This is a genomic window from Blautia sp. LMAG:89 (assembly GCF_008679485.1).
GTDB classification, from domain to species: Bacteria; Bacillota; Clostridia; order Lachnospirales; family Lachnospiraceae; genus Blautia_A; species Blautia_A fusiformis.
The window spans coordinates 215,414-232,031 of the sequence record NZ_NANC01000007.1 but is presented as its reverse complement, the minus strand read 5'-3'; the positions used below and the strand labels follow the sequence as shown (position 1 = coordinate 232,031).

Sequence of the window (16,618 nt, the reverse complement as noted above, 5' to 3'; positions counted from 1 at the left end):
ACGAGGCATAATGGGACGAAAGAGAGTGGCGGCTTATGAACACGAGTATCGTGATTGCATTACCGAAAATAGAAGATGCAAAAAAGATCCGCACAGTCCTTAACCGATATGGATTCACGGTGGCGGCAGTATGCAATTCAGGTGCAAATGCCCTTGCCAGTATCTCGGAGCTTGATGGCGGCGTTCTGCTTTGCGGTTATCATCTTCAGGATATGTACTATCGTGATCTTCTGGACTATATGCCGGATTATTTTGAAATGCTGCTTATGGCCTCCCGGGGAGTGATCAGTGAGGCGCCAACATCCATTTTATGCGTGGGAATGCCTCTGAAAGTCGGAGATCTGGTAAATACGGTAAGTATGATGCTTTCCCAGATCGAAAGGCGTTGGAAAAAAGATAAGAAAAAGCCGAAGCAGCGTTCATGGAAAGAACAGAATTATATTTCAAATGCAAAGATGCTTCTAATGGAAAGAAATCACCTGAGCGAGGATGACGCATACCGCTATATCCAGAAATGCAGTATGGATTCCGGGACCAATATGGTGGAGACGGCCCAGATGGTTCTGATGCTTTTATATGATTCTGTGTAAAAACAACAAAAAACAGCAGAGCGGACAGAAATGATCTGCTCTGAATGCCTGATATCACACCGAATCGGGGAAAATTCCACAGGGGATTTCCTGATTCGGTGAAACTACTTTGAATTGGAGGATGAGGGAATGGAATTTATGGATGGAATCTGTAAGACTAGAGAATGTGCCTGGGATGTGCTTCTTTCTGAGAGCATGAAAGACCAGGAAGCAACAGTGGAAGGTGCAATACACAGCATCCGTAATATGGGTGACGTGGCATTTGTGATACTTCGAAAAAAAGAAGGGCTTTTTCAGACCGTATATGAAAACGACAAGACAAATGTTTCCATTCATGATCTGAAGGAGGCAATGTGTGTGCGCCTCACAGGAACTCTTCATGAGGAAGAAAGAGCGCCTCACGGAAGAGAACTCCGCATCAGCCATGTGGAGATCCTTTCCTCACCTGCAGAGCCTCTTCCGCTGGCCATCGACAAATGGAAGCTGAACACTTCCCTGGAGGCAAAGCTGAATTATCGTCCTATTGCTCTGCGTAATGTGCAGGAGCGTGCAAAATTCAAGATCCAGGAGGCTCTGGTGCGGGCATTTCGTGATTACCTCTATGAGAAGGGGTTCACCGAGATCCACACACCGAAGATCGGAGCCAGAGGTGCAGAGGGTGGTGCAAACCTGTTCAAGCTGAGCTATTTCCATAAACCGGCTGTTCTGGCACAGAGCCCACAGTTTTATAAACAGATGATGGTAGGTGTTTTTGACCGTGTATTTGAGACCGGTCCTGTATTCCGTGCAGAGAAGCATAACACAAAACGTCATCTGAATGAATATACAAGCCTTGATTTTGAGATGGGCTATATCAACGGATTTGAGGATATCATGGAGATGGAAACCGGATTTCTCCAGTACGCAGTAGAGCTTCTTAAGAAAGACTACGCCCATGAGCTTTCCATTCTGAAGGTGGAACTTCCGAAGGTGGACAAGATCCCAGCAGTACGTTTTGACAAGGCCAAAGAGCTGGTAGCTGAAAAATATAAACGTAAGATCCGCAACCCATATGATCTGGAGCCGGAGGAAGAAGCGCTGATCGGAAGATATTTTAAAGAAGAATATGATGCTGATTTTGTTTTTGTCACACATTATCCGTCTAAAAAGCGTCCGTTCTACGCAATGGATGATCCGTCAGATGAGAAATTTACATTAAGCTTTGACCTTCTGTTCAAGGGACTTGAGGTAACTACAGGCGGACAGCGTATCCATGATTATCAGATGCTGAAGGATAAGATCGCAGCCCGTGGTATGGATGAAGAGGGTATGGAGCAGTATCTGGATACCTTCAAGCATGGAATGCCGCCTCATGGAGGACTTGGAATCGGACTGGAACGTCTTACCATGCAGATCCTCGGAGAAGAAAATGTTCGTGAGACTTGTCTGTTCCCGCGTGATATGAACAGACTTGAGCCGTAATAAGGAGAAAAAAGATGGCAAAGATAATCGATGATGAAACAATGGAAAATGTCTGCATCCTTGCGAAGCTTTCTCTGACAGAGGATGAAAAGGAAAAAGCAAAAGAGGATATGCAGAAGATGCTGGACTATGTAGACAAGCTGGACGAGCTTGACACCTCTTCCGTAGAGCCCATGTCACATATTTTTGAGGACGAAAACGTATTCCGTGAAGATATTGTGACAAACGGAGACAATCATGAGGCAATGCTTGCCAATACACCGAAGCAGAAAGAAAACCAGTATCAGGTTCCGAAAACAATTGGATAAGACAGGAGACAGGACATGGATTTGGGAAAATTAACCGCATTACAGCTTGCGGAAAAGATCAAACAGCATCAGATAAGCGTCCTGGACGGTGTGAAATACGTTTTTGATCAGATCGAGGCAAAAGAGGACAAGGTCCACGCTTATCTTGATACTTACAAAAAAGAAGCCTATGCAAGAGCAAAAAAGGTACAGAAGGGCATTGAGGACGGAACCTATACCGGACCTCTTGCCGGTGTGCCTGTTGCAATTAAGGACAATATCTGCATCAAGGGAAAAACAACTACCTGTGCATCGAAGATCCTTGAGGATTTTGTGCCGCAGTACAATGCCGAGGTTATTGACCGTCTGGAACAGGCAGGTCTTGTGATCATTGGAAAGACAAACATGGATGAGTTCGCCATGGGAAGTACCACAGAGACATCCGCTTACGGCGTCACCAGAAACCCGTGGGATCTGGAGCATGTTCCGGGCGGCTCCTCCGGTGGTTCCTGTGCGGCAGTGGCAGCAGGGGAAACTTACCTGGCACTTGGCTCCGATACTGGCGGTTCCATCCGTCAGCCAAGTTCCTACTGCGGTGTTACCGGAATCAAACCGACCTATGGTACAGTATCCCGTTACGGACTGGTTGCCTACGCATCCTCTCTGGACCAGATCGGACCGGTTGGAAAAGATGTTGCGGACTGTGCGGCACTCCTTGAGATCATTGCCGGACACGATGCCAAGGACAGCACTTCCATGAAGAGAGAGGATCTTGCTTTCTCCTCTTCCATGACAGATAAGATCGTGGGAATGAAATTCGGTGTGCCGAAGGAATATCTTTCCGAGGGCCTGAACCCGGAGGTAAAAGAGGCCTTTATGAATACGCTGAAAAGCCTTACCGAGATGGGTGCAGTCGTAGAATTTTTCTCCATGAAGACAACAGAATATATGATCCCTGCTTACTACATCATTGCCAGCGCAGAGGCCAGCTCCAACCTGGAGCGTTTTGACGGCGTGAAGTACGGTTTCCGTGCAAAAGAGTACGAGGGACTTCATGACATGTACAAAAAGACAAGAACTGAAGGTTTCGGCGAGGAGGTAAAACGCCGTATCATGCTGGGATCTTTCGTATTAAGCTCCGGTTACTACGATGCTTACTATCTGAAAGCACTTCGCACAAAAGCCCTTATCAAAAAGGAATTTGATCAGGCCTTTTCCAAATATGACGTTCTTCTTGCCCCGGCATCACCCTTTACGGCGCCGAAGCTGGGAGAGAGCCTGAAAGATCCTCTTGCCATGTATCTTGGCGATATTTATACGGTAGCAGTAAACCTGTGCGGACTTCCCGGAATCACAGTTCCATGCGGAAAAGACGCAGCAGGCCTTCCGATCGGGATCCAGATGATCGGTGATTGCTTCAAAGAAAACAACCTGTTCCGCGCAGCACACGCCTATGAGAAAAAACGTGGTGATTTCGGAACAGCAATGGAAGGGGGAGAAAAGGCATGAAACAGTATGAGACAGTCATAGGACTTGAGGTGCATGTGGAGCTTGCCACAAAAACAAAGATCTTCTGCGGATGCTCCACAGAATTCGGAGGCGCACCAAATACACATACCTGCCCGGTCTGCACCGGTATGCCAGGCTCTCTTCCGGTCCTCAACAAAAAAGTGGTAGAGTTTGCCATCAAGGCAGGTCTTGCGGCAAACTGTCATATCCATCAGTACTGTAAGTTTGATCGTAAGAACTATTTTTACCCGGATAACCCCCAGAACTATCAGATCTCTCAGCTGTATCTGCCAATCTGCTATGACGGAGCTGTTGAGATCGAGACTTCCGCAGGCAAAAAGACCGTACGTATCCATGAGATGCATATGGAGGAGGATGCCGGTAAGCTGATCCATGATGAGTGGGAGGACTGCTCCCTGGTTGATTACAACCGAAGCGGGGTACCGCTGATCGAGATCGTATCCGAGCCGGATATGAGAAGCTCCGAAGAGGTTATCGCATATCTGGAAAAGCTCCGCTGCACCATGCAGTATCTTGGAGTTTCTGACTGTAAGCTCCAGGAGGGTTCCATGCGTGCCGATGTCAACCTTTCCGTCCGTGAGGTGGGAAGTGAGACCTTCGGAACAAGAACAGAGATGAAGAACCTGAACTCCTTTAAGGCCATTGCGAGAGCGATCGAAGGAGAGAGAGAACGTCAGATCGAGCTTCTGGAAGAAGGAAGAGCTGTTGTACAGGAGACAAGAAGATGGGACGATAACAAAGAGTCTTCTCATGCTATGCGTTCCAAGGAGGATGCAAAGGATTACCGTTACTTCCCGGACCCGGATCTTCCGCCGATCCACATTTCCGATGCATGGATCGAAGAGCTACGTACTTCCATTCCGGAGCTTCGTGAAGCCAAGATGGAGCGTTATCAGAAGGAGTATGAGCTTCCGGTTTATGATGCAGGGATCCTGACCGAATCCAGACATCTGGCAGGACTTTTTGAGGAGACAGCAGTTCTTCTCGGAAACCCGAAAAAGGTGGCAAACTGGTTTATGGTGGAGGTTCTCCGCCTGACAAAGGACAAGGGCCTTGATCCGGAAAGGGTAAGCTTTACACCGAAGCATCTGGCAGACCTTCTTTCCATGGTGGAGAAAAAAGAGGTCAGCGCACAGAATGCCAAGAAAGTATTTGAAAAAGTGTTTGACGAGGATATTGATCCGGTTGTATATATAGAAGAGAATGGTCTTAAGATCGTAGAAGATACAGGACTTCTCACCGAAACTGTGAAAAAGATCGTAGATGCAAACCCTGGACCGCTGGCAGAGCTTCTGGGCGGCAAGGATAAGGTTATGGGATTTTTCGTAGGACAGCTGATGAGAGAATTGAAAGGCAAGGCAAATCCTGACAGCGTCAGAAAAGCACTGGCAGAGGAAATTGAGAGAAGGAGATAAAATACTATGGTTACAGTAAATCAGAATTATTTAAAACTTCCGGGAAGCTATCTGTTTTCCAATATCGCAAAGAAGGTAAGCGCATATAAGGAGGCCAATCCGGAATTTAAGGATTCTGTGATCAGTCTTGGAATCGGTGATGTGACACAGCCCCTTGCACCGGCGATCATCGATGCCCTTCATAAATCCGTAGACGAGATGGCACACGCAGAAACCTTCCACGGATATGCTCCGGATCTCGGATATGAATTCTTAAGAAGTGCCATTGCAAAAAATGATTATCAGTCCAGAGGCTGCGACATCAGCGCAGACGAGATTTTTGTTTCCGATGGAGCAAAAAGTGATTCCGGAAACATCCAGGAGATCTTCGGACTGGATAACAAGGTTGCAGTTTGCGACCCGGTTTATCCTGTATATGTAGATACTAACGTTATGGCTGGACGTACTGGCCTTTATAACAAAGAGCGTGAGAACTTTGACGGTGTGATCTACATGCCCTGCAAAGAGGAGAATGGTTTCCTTCCGGAGATACCGGCAGATGAAGTACCGGATCTGATCTATCTCTGCTTCCCGAACAATCCTACCGGCGGTGCTATCACAAAGGCAGCTCTTCAGGAGTGGGTCGACTACGCCAACAAAAACGGCTGCGTGATCATCTATGATGCAGCATATGAGGCATATATTTCCGAGGAGGATGTCCCGCACAGCATTTATGAGTGCGAGGGTGCGAGAACCTGTGCCATCGAGCTTCGAAGCTTTTCCAAAAATGCTGGCTTTACAGGCGTTCGTCTTGGATTTACTGTTGTTCCGAAGGAACTGGTGTGTGATGGTGTAGAGCTTCACAGTCTCTGGGCAAGACGCCACGGAACCAAGTTTAACGGTGCTCCGTACATTGTACAGAGAGCAGGCGAGGCTGTTTACTCTCCGGAGGGAAAAGCACAGCTGAAGGAGCAGATCGCTTATTACATGCGTAATGCAAAGACGATCCTCGAGGGCCTTTCTGCAGCAGGATTTTCTGTGTCCGGTGGAAAAAATGCTCCATACATCTGGCTGAAAACACCGGATCAGATGACCTCCTGGGAGTTCTTTGATTATCTCCTTGAGAAAGCACACATCGTAGGAACACCAGGTTCAGGCTTTGGTGCACATGGCGAGGGATATTTCCGTCTGACTGCATTCGGAAGCTATGAGAATACACTTGAGGCAATTGAGAGAATTAAAAATCTGTAATATAGGTATAAATTGCGGAGCAGGTCTTTGGAAAAGAGCTGCTTCGTTTTTTTACCGGATCAAAGAAGTATCCTGCTTCAATTGCGAATATCCACTTGATCTGAATCAAAGAAGCTCCCGGCAGGGCTGCGAAAAGCAATAAACAGTGGGAAAAATTTGTCTGTAAGTTAATTTGCGAAAATAATAATAAGGATTGCGAAAATTTATCATATCATTTATAATTGTACAGGAAGTAAGGCACAGGCCGCAGAAAGTCTGTGTTCATAAAATTTCACAAATTTACGCAATCACGAAAGGGGATTTTATCATGGGTATCAGAAGAGTAGAAAATATGTGCGGTGGTAAAGGCCATGTGATCATCAAAGACATTCTTGAGGGAGACGAGCTGAAAGGGAAATGCGGACTTTACGCACAGGTTACCATCGAAAAAGGATGTTCTCTGGGATACCATGAGCATCATGGCGAGACAGAAACCTACTATATTTTAAGCGGTGAAGGCGAGTACGACGATAACGGCGTGAAACGCCCGGTAAAGGCCGGCGACATCACCATCACACCAGATGGAAAAGGACACGGTCTTACCAATACAGGCGACACAGATCTTGTGTTCATGGCACTGATCATTTTTGACTGATCCATATAGAAGAAAACAGAAGTGAGATAGAAGGGCGGCCTTTTTGAAGAGGCTGCTCTTTTTACGACTGAGGCGTAACCGGTGTCGTAGTATAAATTCTGGGATGAAAAATTAGCTGTCTCAGATTGGTATTGAACGAAATGTATTAATTGTATAAACAAAAAATATTTTTGGATTTTTTTAGAAAAAACTGTTGACATACAAAAAGCACTTTGCTATACTATCACTTGTCGCGAGGGAGAGAATAAAAAATCCCAAAGAAATGCGATATGCGGAAGTGTCGGAACTGGCAGACGAGCAAGACTAAGGATCTTGTGAGCATTGCGCTCGTGTGGGTTCAAGTCCCATCTTCCGCATTTTTTATTTAGGAAACCTGCATCTGGAAACGGATGCAGGTTTTTTTGCTACCTAAAAATATCTGTAAAAAAGAAATCCGGATAGAATATATCGTGTTTATATGATATGATAGCAAGTATGACACATTTTGCAATACCGGGCTGACCAGTGTGACCTTACATGAGGGACTGACGAAGATCGAAGATTGGGCGTTTCATGATTGCCTTAAGCTGAAAAAGATCCGTATTCCGAAATCAGTTACGTATATTGGCGAACTGGCATTAGGAATACGTTATAACAGGGGGAATGGTGCAGAGGAAGTTATTCCCGGTGGTTTTACAGTAGAAGGTTATACAGGCTCGGCAGCGGAACGATATGTAAAGAGAATGCATCAAAGTGAAAATTTATATCATGTATTTTTTACAGATGTGAAATTTGTTTCCATTGGTGGACAGACTGCAGCGGTTACCAATATCAGCAAAACAAAGATATCCACGCTTAAGACCAGAGCCTTTACCGGAAAGCCGCTGACCCAGGCACTCACCATAACCTACGGCGGTAAGAAGCTTGTAAATGGCAGGGATTACACCCTTACCTGGAAGAATAATAAAAACATCGGAACTGCATCCGTTACTATCAAAGGAAAAGGAAAATATAACGGTTCTGTCACAAAAAAATTCCGGATCACGGTTCAGAAAAACGCAGTCTATACAGTCAGCAGGCTGAAATATAAGATATCCAATGCAGACACATCCGGCAAGGGAACCGTAGTCTTTACCGGAGCTACGGATAAGGCAGCAAGAAAGGCCCTTACGATCCCGACGACAGTAAAGATCGGAGGTAAAAATTTCAGAGTGACGGCCATCGGAGGCTCTGCAATGAGCGGAGCAAAGAAGCTGACCACACTGAAACTGGGAAGCAATGTGATCACCATAGGTGCGAAAGCCTTCTACGGCTGCAGTAAGCTCTCCAATGTAACGATCTTTGGCACAAAGCTTACGACAGCGAAGACCGGAGCCAATGCCTTTAAGGGAATCCGTTCCAACTGCAGATTTAAAGTACCGGCTTCCAGGGTAAGCGCATACAAAAAACTCCTCCGTGCAAAGGGTGCCGGACCAAAGATAATCGTGACAAAATAACAGAAAAACCGAAAAAATAGAAAACTTTTGAAAAAAGGTGTTGACATACAAGATCCACTTTGCTATACTATCACTTGTCGCGAGGGAGAAAATAAAAAATCCCAAGGAAATGCGGTCATGCGGAAGTGTCGGAACTGGCAGACGAGCAAGACTAAGGATCTTGTGAGCATTGCGCTCGTGTGGGTTCAAGTCCCATCTTCCGCATTGGAAATTTCCAATGAAATGCGATATGCGGAAGTGTCGGAACTGGCAGACGAGCAAGACTAAGGATCTTGTAAGCATTGCGCTTGTGTGGGTTCAAGTCCCATCTTCCGCATGACTTTAAAACAGAGCTGTGAATCGCAGCTCTGTTTTTGACTATATGAAAGTAAATTATTGCCTGCCTGCACTGGTGAGAAGCTGAAATGGGAAGATCTGCGTGATATATTTGTATTCGTTTTATATACAATAGGATAATTTTGGACATCTTAAGGGCTGATCAGACCGTAACTCCAATATTTTTTGAATTATTTTTTCAGAAAAGAGGAATTTGTGGTTTTGTGTAGAATATAATTAACAGAGGGTATTTTGTCGCCGCTGTTTGTCAGACTGTGGAGGAAATGCTTATGAACATCAGAGAGAGCATGGAACAGAGAGAACGGGAGCTTTTGAGCCCTTATGCTTCTCACAGCGCAGATACCAGAGGCCGGGAGCACCCGGAAGAGGAATGCGATGTGCGGACAACGTATCAGAGAGACAGAGACAGGATCCTTCATTGTAAGGCTTTTCGCCGTATGAAGGATAAGACACAGGTGTTTCTGGCACCACAGGGAGATCATTACCGTACCAGGCTGACACATACACTGGAGGTATCGCAGATCGCCCGGACTATTGCCAAGGCACTTCGCTTAAATGAAGATCTGGTGGAAGCGATCGCTCTGGGACATGATCTGGGGCATACGCCTTTTGGACATGCAGGAGAGAGAGCACTGGATCAGGTACATCCGGGTGGCTTTGCACACTATAAGCAGAGCGTCCGGGTTTTGGAAGTACTGGAGAAGAACGGAAACGGACTGAACCTTACCTGGGAAGTCCGCAACGGGATCATGAATCACCGCACCAGCGGAAATCCTTTCACACTGGAAGGACAGGTGGTACGTTTTTCTGACAAGATTGCCTATATCCACCATGATATGGACGATGCCCAGCGGGCAGGGATCATCACAGAAGATGATATTCCTGTCACAATGAGAACTTTTCTGGGCTATACCACGAGAGAACGGCTGAATACTTTCGTACATAATATTATAGAGAACAGTATGGGGAAAGACAGCATCTCCATGTCGCCGGATGTTTTTGAGGCGATGATGGAGCTTCGGGCGCTGATGTTCCGGAATGTCTATGAGAATCCGGTTGCCAGGAAGGAAGAGGATAAAGTGATCCAGATGCTGAGTGAACTGTACGGATATTATACTGACCATCCGGAGGCAATGTCCCGGGAATACAGGGAACTGGTGGAATACCGGGGAGTACCTAAGGAACAGGCAGTATGTGATTATATTTCGGGAATGACGGATCAGTATTCCATGGAGAAATTCAGGGAGATCTATATACCGAGAGCCTGGGAGGTCTATTAAATGGAAAAGAGGGATAAGCATGCGATATTCAGATGACATCATAGAAGAAGTCCGAATGAAAAATGACATTGTAGACGTGATATCCCAGTATGTGAAACTGACACGGAGGGGGAGTTCCTATTTTGGGCTGTGTCCCTTCCATAATGAGAAAACTCCTTCCTTTTCCGTAACACCATCCAAGCAGATGTATTACTGCTTTGGCTGCGGGGCAGGAGGAAACGTATACAATTTTATCATGGAATATGAGAATTACTCGTTTGGTGAGGCGCTGTCACATCTGGCTGATCGGGCAGGGGTAGAGCTTCCGAAGATCGAGTATTCCAGAGAAGCCAGAGAAAAAGCAGAACAGAGAGCAAATCTTCTGGAGATCAACAAGCTGGCAGCACAGTACTTTTATTATCAGCTCCGGAGAGAAGGCGGAAAGACGGCTTACGGATATCTGACAGGAAGAGGTCTTTCCGAGGAAACCATCCGTAAATTCGGTCTTGGATATTCGGATAAGTATAGTGATGATCTGTACAAATATCTTAAGGGTAAGGGCTACAGTGATGAACTTCTCAGGGAATCCGGCCTGTTCAATGTAGATGAGCGGCGAGGCATGTATGATAAGTTCTGGAACCGTGTGATCTTCCCGATCATGGATGTAAACAACCGGGTCATTGGTTTCGGAGGTCGTGTCATGGGAGATGGCAAGCCCAAGTACCTGAATTCACCGGAGACGAAGATATTTGATAAGAGCAGGAATCTTTACGGGCTGAATGTGGCCAGGACCACCAGGAAGAATTATCTGATCCTCTGTGAGGGATATATGGATGTGATCGCCATGCATCAGGCAGGCTTTACCAATGCAGTGGCGTCGCTTGGAACTGCACTGACCTCTGGACATGCAAGTCTTGTGAAACGTTACACCAAGGAAGTCCTGCTTCTTTATGACAGTGACGGTGCAGGGATCCGGGCGGCACTTCGTGCGATCCCGATCCTGCGGGAGGCGGGAGTCACGTCCAGGGTAGTAAGCCTAAAGCCCTGGAAGGATCCGGACGAGTTCATCAAGAACGAAGGAGCGGAGGCCTTTGAGGAACGTCTGGACCGGGCCATGGACAGCTTTATGTTCCGTGTACATATTGCGGAACAGGAATTTGCCATGGATGCACCCCAGGGACAGAATCAGTTTTTTGAGCGGTGTGCCGGGATGCTTCTGGAGCTTTCCGATGAACTGGAGAGGAATCTTTATATAGAAGCCATTGTAAAGGAATACGGCCGCTATGGAGTGGGCACGGAGGATATCCGGAAAAGGGTCAACACGCTGGCTCTGAAGGGAACGCCTGCAGAGAAACGGATCCAGCCAAAGTCCGGGACTCCGGAAACAAAGAAAAAGGAATCCGCCGCAGACAAAGCACAGAAGCTGATGCTGACCTGGCTTGTAAATTATCCGGGTATTTTTGAACAGGTGGAAAAATACATTTCCCCTTCCGATTTTGTGGTACCGCTGTATAAAGAGGTAGCCCAGATGCTGTTTGAACAGCATAAGGAGGGAGAGACCAATCCGGGAAAGCTTCTCAACGCCTTTACAGACAGTGAGGAGCAGCGGGAGGTGGCATCTCTTTTTAACGCCACCATCCATCTGGAAAACGAAGGAGAACAGCAGAGGGCTTTTTCCGATGCGCTGCTGCGGATCAAGGAAGAAAGCCTCAAAGAAAAAAACCGTACCTGGGACCCGTCAGACATGGCCGGGCTTCAGGAACTGATAAAAGCAAAAAAAGAACTGGAAGACCTTGGAAGAAAGAGGCAGCAGCTGCATATTTCTTTCAATTAAGGATAAAATATAAACACTATATGGAGGTATAGAGCACCTATGGAAATGAATATGGCAAAATTCAGCGAGAAACTTGTAGAGCTTCTTGAACTTGCAAAAAAGAAAAAGAATGTGCTGGAATATCAGGAGATCAGCGACTTTTTCAAGGACTCTCCACTGGAAGTGGATCAGATGGAGAAGGTTTTTGACTTCCTGGAGGCCAGCGGTGTGGACGTTCTCCGTATCACAGAAAACAGCGGTGACGAACTCCTCCTTGATAACGATATGGATATGGATGGGATGGAAGATGAAGAAGAGGTAGAGCTTGATAAGATCGACCTCTCTGTACCGGAAGGTGTCAGCATCGAGGATCCGGTCCGTATGTACCTGAAAGAGATCGGTAAAGTCAGTCTGTTAAGTGCAGATGAGGAGATCGAGCTTGCTAAGAGAATGGAAAAGGGGGATGAAGCTGCCAAGAAACGTCTGGCAGAGGCCAATCTCCGTCTTGTTGTCAGCATTGCAAAGCGTTATGTTGGACGTGGAATGCTGTTCCTCGACCTGATCCAGGAGGGAAATCTTGGCCTTATCAAAGCTGTTGAAAAATTTGATTACAGAAAAGGCTACAAGTTCAGTACCTATGCAACCTGGTGGATCCGTCAGGCTATCACAAGAGCCATTGCAGATCAGGCACGTACCATCCGTATCCCTGTGCATATGGTTGAGACTATCAACAAGCTGATCCGTGTTTCCCGTCAGCTGCTCCAGGAGCTTGGACGTGAACCTACGCCGGAGGAAATCGCTGAGGAGATGGACATGCCGGTAGACCGTGTACGTGAGATCCTTAAGATCTCTCAGGAGCCGGTATCTCTGGAAACTCCTATCGGTGAGGAGGAAGATAGTCATCTTGGCGATTTCATCCAGGATGATAATGTTCCGGTACCTGCAGATGCAGCTGCATTTACACTTCTGAAGGAGCAGCTGGTAGAAGTCTTAAGTACGCTTACTGACCGTGAACAGAAGGTTCTCCGCCTCCGTTTCGGACTGGACGACGGACGTGCCAGAACTCTGGAGGAAGTTGGTAAAGAGTTCAATGTCACAAGAGAGCGTATCCGTCAGATCGAGGCAAAAGCTCTGCGCAAGCTGCGTCATCCCAGCCGCAGCCGCAAGCTGAAGGATTATCTTGACTGATAAAAATATATCCGTACAGCTTTCCATGCGTCTTCGTGCCATTGCCGGTATGGTAACAAAAGGAAACCGGCTGGCAGACGTAGGATGTGACCATGGCTATCTGTCGATCTGGCTTGTCAGTGAAAAAAAAGTTCCGTCAGCCATTGCCATGGATGTACGTCCAGGACCGCTTTCAAGAGCCGGGGAGAATATTACCCGTTATGGCCTTGAAGATTACATAGAGACCCGTTTGAGCGACGGGCTTGCGAAGCTTGAGCCGGGAGAAGGTGATACCCTGGTGATCGCGGGAATGGGTGGTCCTCTGATGGAAAGGATATTAAAGGATGGAGCGAAGGTCCGGGAGGGGTTTCAGGAACTGATCCTGCAGCCTCAGTCGGACCTTCCTCATTTCCGACATTTTCTTTCTGAGATCGGCTGGGAGATCGTAAGGGAAGAAATGATAAAAGAAGACGGAAAATTTTATCCTATGATGAAAGCGGTACGTAACAATTCGGGAGAAAAGTCTGTTTACACAGAGGAAGAGGCCTGGTTTGGACCTCTCCTTCTGAAAAAATGTCACCCGGTCCTTAAAGAGTATCTTCTACGGGAGGAAATGATCCGTAAGAAAATACTTGCCGGTCTTTCCGGGGCAGAGTCTGTTTCCGCAAAAACTCGTCTGGAAGAAGTAAAGGAGGAAATGGAGCTGATCCATACAGCTCTGAAACGATATGAAAGCATATGAACTGATCGAATGGCTGAATGAGCACCATCCACAAAAATTTGCGGAGGACTGGGATAATGTGGGACTGCTGGTGGGAGATGACCAGAAAGAGATTTCCCATGTATTTCTTGCGCTGGATCTTACGGAACCGGTGTTGGATGAGGCGGTGGCTGCTGGTGCGGATATGATCCTTACCCATCACCCAATGATCTTTTCCGGAATCAAAAAGATCAACAATCATACCTTTACCGGAAGAAAGATCCTCCGTCTGATAAAGGAGGATATCCCGTATTTTGCCATGCATACCAATTATGATGTGATCGGAATGGCAGATTTAAGCGCAGATCATCTGAAGCTTCAGGATACAAGGGTGCTTACAGTTACCGATGGATCCGGGGAGCAGCCGGAGGGGTTCGGAAGAGTAGGAAAGCTTCCCCATGTTATGACTCTTGGTGAGTTTGGAAAATATGTAAAAGAATGCAATCATCTTCCGGATGTGCGGGTTTACGGTGATCTGGATCGGAAGATCGAGACTGTAGCGATCTGTACAGGAAGCGGAAAGAGTATGATCGGTGATGTTATGGCCGCCGGTGCGGATGTATATGTGACCGGAGATATTGATTATCATACTGCCATTGATACTATGGCAGATGGTCTGGCAATCGTAGATGCCGGACATTACGGTACGGAGTATATTTTTGCGGAAGCTATGGAGAAGGAACTGAATGAGGCATTCTCTGCGCTTAAGACAACCTGCGCCAGTGTGAAAAATCCATATACTGTTTTGTAAAAGCGGATTGCAAAAAGTGCTTATATTCATGAATATGTAGTGGGACGGAATACGATTATCCGTTTCGGAAAAATGAATTGTGAAACACATGGCTGTCCGAAAAATCGGGCAGCTGTATAAATATGTAAGCCTGTGGAGGTGATCGTTATGGAACAGACAATGATTAAAGTGACCATAAACGGAGAAACAAGGGAATATCCCAAAATGACACCGTATTCTGAGATCATAAGGGATTATGAGGGCAAAACAGAGTATCCGGTGATCCTTGTGACTGAGAACGGAAAGCTCCGTGAGCTTCACAAGAAGCTTCAGCATGACTGTACACTGGGATTTATAACCGCAAAGGACAGTGCCGGTCGAAAAACCTATCGGAGAAGTGCGATCTTTATTCTTTTGAAGGCAATTTTTGATGTAGCCGGAAAAGAGAATGTGGATCATGTTGTGATCCATTATTCTATTGGAAATGCTCTTTATTTTACCATGAAAGGCAGTGCTACCCTGGATCAGGAGCTTCTTGACCGGGTGAAGGTGCGGATGCGGGAACTGGTAGACCAAAAGCTTCCAATCTGCAAACGCAGTGTCAGCACGGATGATGCCGTTTCCATGTTCCACAGGCATCATATGTATGATAAAGAAAAGCTGTTCCGTTATCGGCGGGTTTCCAGAGTGAATATTTACAGCCTGGAAAATTTCGAGGATTATTTTTACGGATTTATGGCACCGGATACCGGCTATGTGAAGTATTTTGATCTGCAGCTTTATGATGAAGGCTTTGTGCTGATCCTTCCGAGGCAGAAGAACCCGGATGTGCTGGAGCCTTTTGAACCCCAGGATAAGATCTTTTGTGTGCAGAAGGAATCGGAAGAGTGGGGCGATAAGCTGGATGTTGCCACTGTGGGAGATCTCAATGACCGGATCACAAGAGAAGGTGTGCAGAGCCTGATGCTGATCCAGGAGGCACTCCATGAGGCCAAGATTTCTTCGATTGCCGAGGAGATCTGGAGAAGGGGCAATGTAAAGTTCGTAATGATCGCAGGTCCGTCTTCTTCCGGAAAGACCAGTTTTTCTCACAGATTATCTATTCAGCTTTCTGCTCATGGTCTGAAGCCGCATCCCATTGCTGTGGATAACTATTTTGTGGATCGTGAACATACGCCGCTGGATGAATTCGGAGAAAAGAATTATGAGTGTCTGGAAGCCATTGACACGAAGCAGTTTAATGAAGATATGCTGAATCTTCTTTCGGGAAAAACCGTGGATCTTCCTACATTTAATTTCAAGACCGGATGCAGGGAATACCGGGGAGACCAGCTTCAGCTTGGAAAAGATGATATCTTGGTCATCGAAGGCATTCACGGGCTTAATGACAAGCTGAGTTATGCCCTTCCAAAAGAGAGTAAGTTTAAGATCTATATCAGTGCGCTGACACAGCTGAACATTGATGAGCATAACCGGATCCCCACAACGGATGGAAGACTGATCCGTCGGATTGTCCGTGATGCACGTACACGTGGAACTTCCGCAAAGGATACCATTGCAAGGTGGCCTTCTGTACGGAGAGGCGAGGAGCAGAATATTTTTCCGTTCCAGGAGGAAGCAGATGTGATGTTTAATTCAGCTCTTGTGTATGAGCTTGCCTGCCTGAAGGTTTATGCGGAACCGCTGCTTTTTGGAATTGACAAGAGTGAACCGGAGTATCAGGAGGCGAAGCGGCTTTTGAAGTTCCTGGATTATTTTGTGCCGGTGCCCAGTGAGGGTGTTCCGTTTAATTCGCTTCTGAGGGAGTTTATTGGCGGTAGTTGTTTTAATGTATAAATTAATTGTATAAATAAAAAAAGCTATGTATAGATATAAGGCTCTATGCAGTGCAGATATCGGTTGGTGCAAAGATGAGAAGATCAGGATTTCTC

General features: G+C 46.5%; 14 protein-coding genes, 3 tRNA genes and 1 pseudogene. All 18 read left to right on the top strand.

The annotated features are described in order from the left end of the window. Positions 1-35 precede the first annotated feature (35 nt). The 18 genes and pseudogenes from CCC70_RS10825 to CCC70_RS10740 all read left to right on the top strand — a co-directional run bounded on the left by CCC70_RS10825 (position 36) and on the right by CCC70_RS10740 (position 16,523). Positions 36-590, top strand: coding sequence for an ANTAR domain-containing response regulator (locus tag CCC70_RS10825; RefSeq protein WP_015525749.1), 555 nt, complete (start codon positions 36-38; stop codon positions 588-590). A gap of 129 nt (positions 591-719) precedes the next feature. Further along, the gene (gene aspS, locus CCC70_RS10820; protein WP_022426749.1) at positions 720-2,051 is read left to right on the top strand and encodes an aspartate--tRNA(Asn) ligase; all 1,332 of its coding nucleotides are present in this window, start codon (positions 720-722) and stop codon (positions 2,049-2,051) included. A gap of 14 nt (positions 2,052-2,065) precedes the next feature. After that, positions 2,066-2,359, top strand: coding sequence for an Asp-tRNA(Asn)/Glu-tRNA(Gln) amidotransferase subunit GatC (gene gatC, locus CCC70_RS10815; RefSeq protein ID WP_287084828.1), 294 nt, complete (start codon positions 2,066-2,068; stop codon positions 2,357-2,359). Between the two features lie 15 nt (positions 2,360-2,374). After that, the gene (gene gatA, locus CCC70_RS10810) at positions 2,375-3,847 is read left to right on the top strand and encodes an Asp-tRNA(Asn)/Glu-tRNA(Gln) amidotransferase subunit GatA (RefSeq protein ID WP_287084827.1); all 1,473 of its coding nucleotides are present in this window, start codon (positions 2,375-2,377) and stop codon (positions 3,845-3,847) included. Then, positions 3,844-5,283 (top strand): Asp-tRNA(Asn)/Glu-tRNA(Gln) amidotransferase subunit GatB, encoded by a 1,440-nt coding sequence (gene gatB, locus CCC70_RS10805; protein ID WP_118752451.1) that lies wholly within the window; start codon positions 3,844-3,846, stop codon positions 5,281-5,283. The genes gatA and gatB overlap by 4 nt, the downstream gene beginning before the upstream one ends. A gap of 6 nt (positions 5,284-5,289) precedes the next feature. After that, positions 5,290-6,513: an LL-diaminopimelate aminotransferase gene (locus CCC70_RS10800; protein WP_250789509.1), complete on the top strand. Its 1,224-nt coding sequence runs from the start codon at positions 5,290-5,292 to the stop codon at positions 6,511-6,513. Positions 6,514-6,820: 307 nt separating this feature from the next. After that, positions 6,821-7,147, top strand: a complete 327-nt coding sequence (locus CCC70_RS10795; RefSeq protein WP_015525755.1) for a cupin domain-containing protein — start codon at positions 6,821-6,823, stop codon at positions 7,145-7,147. 271 nt (positions 7,148-7,418) lie between these two features. Then, positions 7,419-7,503: transfer RNA gene (locus tag CCC70_RS10790), tRNA-Leu, on the top strand. Positions 7,504-7,638: 135 nt separating this feature from the next. Then, positions 7,639-7,749 (top strand): annotated as a pseudogene (locus tag CCC70_RS10785) (leucine-rich repeat protein); the annotation flags it as partial. A 120-nt stretch (positions 7,750-7,869) separates the two neighbouring features. Beyond that, the gene (locus tag CCC70_RS10780; protein WP_287084852.1) at positions 7,870-8,622 is read left to right on the top strand and encodes a leucine-rich repeat protein; all 753 of its coding nucleotides are present in this window, start codon (positions 7,870-7,872) and stop codon (positions 8,620-8,622) included. A 119-nt stretch (positions 8,623-8,741) separates the two neighbouring features. Continuing rightward, positions 8,742-8,826 (top strand) — tRNA-Leu (locus tag CCC70_RS10775). A gap of 27 nt (positions 8,827-8,853) precedes the next feature. Beyond that, a tRNA-Leu gene (locus tag CCC70_RS10770) sits at positions 8,854-8,938 on the top strand. A 289-nt stretch (positions 8,939-9,227) separates the two neighbouring features. After that, the gene (locus CCC70_RS10765; RefSeq protein WP_287084826.1) at positions 9,228-10,238 is read left to right on the top strand and encodes a deoxyguanosinetriphosphate triphosphohydrolase; all 1,011 of its coding nucleotides are present in this window, start codon (positions 9,228-9,230) and stop codon (positions 10,236-10,238) included. Positions 10,239-10,257: 19 nt separating this feature from the next. Further along, complete coding sequence (gene dnaG / locus CCC70_RS10760; RefSeq protein WP_118752449.1) at positions 10,258-12,051, top strand: DNA primase; 1,794 nt, start codon at positions 10,258-10,260, stop codon at positions 12,049-12,051. A gap of 39 nt (positions 12,052-12,090) precedes the next feature. Beyond that, on the top strand, positions 12,091-13,218 hold the full coding sequence (gene rpoD / locus CCC70_RS10755; RefSeq protein ID WP_021651146.1) for an RNA polymerase sigma factor RpoD: 1,128 nt from the start codon (positions 12,091-12,093) through the stop codon (positions 13,216-13,218). After that, a complete protein-coding gene (locus CCC70_RS10750) occupies positions 13,211-13,939 on the top strand; it encodes a tRNA (adenine(22)-N(1))-methyltransferase (RefSeq protein ID WP_330577188.1) in 729 nt (242 codons plus the stop codon). The genes rpoD and CCC70_RS10750 overlap by 8 nt, the downstream gene beginning before the upstream one ends. Beyond that, the gene (locus CCC70_RS10745; RefSeq protein ID WP_173775702.1) at positions 13,926-14,708 is read left to right on the top strand and encodes a Nif3-like dinuclear metal center hexameric protein; all 783 of its coding nucleotides are present in this window, start codon (positions 13,926-13,928) and stop codon (positions 14,706-14,708) included. Before CCC70_RS10750 ends, CCC70_RS10745 begins: the two co-directional genes overlap by 14 nt. Before the next feature lie 147 nt (positions 14,709-14,855). Then, on the top strand, positions 14,856-16,523 hold the full coding sequence (locus CCC70_RS10740) for a nucleoside kinase (protein ID WP_270390808.1): 1,668 nt from the start codon (positions 14,856-14,858) through the stop codon (positions 16,521-16,523). Positions 16,524-16,618: the final 95 nt, after the last annotated feature.

Coding starts and splice junctions, on each gene's coding strand:
- CCC70_RS10825 (WP_015525749.1), top strand. CDS start 36: ATGAACACGAGTATCGTGATTGCATTACCGAAAATAGAAGATGCAAAA.
- aspS (WP_022426749.1), top strand. CDS start 720: ATGGAATTTATGGATGGAATCTGTAAGACTAGAGAATGTGCCTGGGAT.
- gatC (WP_287084828.1), top strand. CDS start 2,066: ATGGCAAAGATAATCGATGATGAAACAATGGAAAATGTCTGCATCCTT.
- gatA (WP_287084827.1), top strand. CDS start 2,375: ATGGATTTGGGAAAATTAACCGCATTACAGCTTGCGGAAAAGATCAAA.
- gatB (WP_118752451.1), top strand. CDS start 3,844: ATGAAACAGTATGAGACAGTCATAGGACTTGAGGTGCATGTGGAGCTT.
- CCC70_RS10800 (WP_250789509.1), top strand. CDS start 5,290: ATGGTTACAGTAAATCAGAATTATTTAAAACTTCCGGGAAGCTATCTG.
- CCC70_RS10795 (WP_015525755.1), top strand. CDS start 6,821: ATGGGTATCAGAAGAGTAGAAAATATGTGCGGTGGTAAAGGCCATGTG.
- CCC70_RS10780 (WP_287084852.1), top strand. CDS start 7,870: ATGCATCAAAGTGAAAATTTATATCATGTATTTTTTACAGATGTGAAA.
- CCC70_RS10765 (WP_287084826.1), top strand. CDS start 9,228: ATGAACATCAGAGAGAGCATGGAACAGAGAGAACGGGAGCTTTTGAGC.
- dnaG (WP_118752449.1), top strand. CDS start 10,258: ATGCGATATTCAGATGACATCATAGAAGAAGTCCGAATGAAAAATGAC.
- rpoD (WP_021651146.1), top strand. CDS start 12,091: ATGGAAATGAATATGGCAAAATTCAGCGAGAAACTTGTAGAGCTTCTT.
- CCC70_RS10745 (WP_173775702.1), top strand. CDS start 13,926: ATGAAAGCATATGAACTGATCGAATGGCTGAATGAGCACCATCCACAA.
- CCC70_RS10740 (WP_270390808.1), top strand. CDS start 14,856: ATGGAACAGACAATGATTAAAGTGACCATAAACGGAGAAACAAGGGAA.